This window comes from Mesorhizobium sp. (genome assembly GCF_004962925.1).
Classification (GTDB): Bacteria; Pseudomonadota; Alphaproteobacteria; order Rhizobiales; family Rhizobiaceae; genus Mesorhizobium.
In genome coordinates, this window is the sequence record NZ_SUEO01000212.1 from 3,396 (window position 1) to 5,933 (window position 2,538).

At 63.5% G+C, this 2,538-nt stretch carries 3 protein-coding genes; all 3 read left to right on the forward strand.

What is annotated here, in order from left to right; genetic code table 11:
- The first annotated feature begins 133 nt into the window (after window positions 1-133).
- The gene (locus E5W87_RS29120) at window positions 134-796 is read left to right on the forward strand and encodes a hypothetical protein (protein ID WP_292405427.1); all 663 of its coding nucleotides are present in this window, start codon (window positions 134-136) and stop codon (window positions 794-796) included.
- Window positions 797-827: 31 nt separating this feature from the next.
- Window positions 828-1,562 (forward strand): 16S rRNA (uracil(1498)-N(3))-methyltransferase, encoded by a 735-nt coding sequence (locus E5W87_RS29125; protein WP_292405430.1) that lies wholly within the window; start codon window positions 828-830, stop codon window positions 1,560-1,562.
- A gap of 206 nt (window positions 1,563-1,768) precedes the next feature.
- Window positions 1,769-2,538 (forward strand): glutamate-cysteine ligase family protein (locus E5W87_RS29130; RefSeq protein WP_292405454.1); only part of this gene is annotated, 770 nt, incomplete at its 3' end.

The window sequence follows — 2,538 nt, forward strand, 5'->3', positions numbered from 1 at the left end:
GGCCAAGGCCGGTCTTGTCGTAGTTCTGGACCACCAGCACCCGCATTGAAAAACCTGCTGACATGAAAAAGATGCGACGAGCGATATCATGCCGTCATCATTGCGGCCAAGATGCGTATTCGGGGAGAAAGCTATGCCACTGCAGAACCGCGTAGACCCGTTCGGCGTCCTCCATGCCGTGCCGGAGCGCGGCCTATTCATGGGCAATCGCGGCATCATCCATAACCCCGAAACGAAGACGCTGCTGAAAAAGCGCTGGGCGCTGCATGCCTGGATCATCTGCGTCTGCGAATTCCGCGATGTGCGGCGCGAGCCGATGGGCAGAAACAGGCAAAGCGACGACCAGTTGGGCGGCAAGGCCGGCTGGACCGAATTGTTTTTCCTGGACGAGGTGACCGCGCTCTCTGCCGGGCATCGGCCCTGCTTCTTCTGCCGGCGTGCGCGGGCGAGGGATTTCGTCCAGCGCTTCGGCGTGGCCTTCGGCATTGCCGAGCCGCGCGCACCGCAGGTCGACAAGCGGCTGCATAAGGAGCGGCTCGCCGCAGGTGGGCGGGCACCCGTCGTATCCGCAGAAGAGCTTGCCGGGTTGCCGGATGGCACCATGGTCGCGAACGGCGGCAGCGCCTATGCGATACGTGGCGGCAAGGCACTGCGCTGGTCGTTCGCCGGCTATGGCGATCCGGTGGGGTTCGGCGGTTTTGCCGGCCGTCCAATCCGCCTGCTCACGCCGACAACCACCGTTTCCGTGCTGAGGCAAGGCTACGAGCCGGTTTGGCATCCCTCGGCCGAGACTTGACGCCAAGACCCGGCTCGCCCATTCCTCGGCGATGCGCGCCAATTACAAGATGCAGCGGCTGTTCGTGCCGGACGACCTCGGACCGGATATCGAGTTCGAGGCGAGCCCGCAGCAGGGCCACTACCTGATGCATGTGCTGCGGCTCGGCGAAGGCGCCGAAATCCTGTTGTTCAACGGCCGCGACGGCGAATGGTCGGCGGCAATCGCCGCCAAATCCAAGAAAGCGGTACGCCTGAAGGTGCTTACCTTGCAGCGGCCGCAGCCGCCGCTACCCGATCTCGTCTATTGCTTTGCACCATTGAAGCAGGGCCGGCTCGATTATCTGGTGCAGAAGGCGGTCGAGATGGGCGCCGGCGTCCTGCAGCCGGTCATCACCCAGCACACGCAAGTGGCAAAGCCCGGCATCGAGCGCCTGCGCGCCAACGTCGTCGAGGCTGCCGAACAATGCGGCATCCTGGCGGTGCCGGACGTGCGCGAAGCGGAAAAGTTCGAACGCCTGCTGGCAGGCTGGGACAAGGAGCGGCGGTTGATCTTCTGCGACGAGGATGCCTCCACCAACAATCCCCTGCCCGCGCTGCAAGCGGTGCGGGAGAAGAAGTTGGGGCTGCTGGTCGGCCCCGAGGGCGGGTTTTCCGATGAAGAACGAAGGATGCTGAGGGCGCTGCCTTTCGTAACCGCCATTCCGCTCGGTCCGCGCATCCTGCGTGCCGACACGGCTGCCGTGGCGGCACTGGCGGTGATACAGGCCACAATCGGGGATTGGTGATCAATTCCAGTTACCCTGTGGCTCAGGATTTTTCGCTTGCTCGCCTACTGACATTTCGTCCATCTAGCGCCGGCGGTCGTCCGGCCGCCTACAGCGCCGTGCGTCCTTTCGGATGCGCATAGGACGTTGTAGCACTTTGGTTTGGCGCATGATCCCCAGCGAAAATCGATGCCGGTTTTCGCGGTCATTCGTCGAGAGGGCTTGTTATGGCGCGTGACACCACCGATTTCCGGCCCATCGAAGGCGTCGACGAGCTTGTCGAGCACCTGGCCGAAGGCAACAAACCGCGCGACAAATGGCGCATCGGCACCGAACACGAGAAATTCCCGTTCTATGTCGACGGCAATGCGCCGGTGCCCTATGGCGGCGAGCACGGCATCCGCGCCATTCTCGAAGGCATGCAGGAAAAACTCGGCTGGGATCCGATCATGGATGCCGGCCGCATCATCGGCCTGGTCGAGCCGACCGGCCAAGGGGCGATCTCGCTGGAACCAGGCGGCCAGTTCGAGCTGTCCGGCGCGCCGCTGGAGACGATCCATCAGACCTGCCGCGAAGGCAATGCACATCTGGCACAGGTGCGCGAGATCGCCGAACCGATGGGCATCCGCTTCCTCGGCCTCGGCGGCAGCCCCAAATGGTCGCTGGCCGAGACGCCGAAAATGCCGAAATCGCGCTACGAGATCATGACGCGCTACATGCCCAAGGTCGGCACCAAAGGCCTCGACATGATGTACCGCACCTGCACCATCCAGGTGAATCTCGACTTCGAGAGCGAGGCCGACATGCGCCGCAAGATGCAGGTTTCGCTCAAGCTGCAGCCGCTGTCGACGGCGCTGTTCGCCAACTCGCCGTTCACCGAGAGCCGGCCTAACGGATTGCAGAGCTGGCGCGGCGAAATCTGGCGCGACACCGACAACCAGCGCTCGGGCCTGCTCGAATTCTGCTTCTCGCCCGATTTCGGCTTCGCCGACTATGT

Coding starts and splice junctions, on each gene's coding strand:
- E5W87_RS29120 (WP_292405427.1), top strand. CDS start 134: ATGCCACTGCAGAACCGCGTAGACCCGTTCGGCGTCCTCCATGCCGTG.
- E5W87_RS29125 (WP_292405430.1), top strand. CDS start 828: ATGCGCGCCAATTACAAGATGCAGCGGCTGTTCGTGCCGGACGACCTC.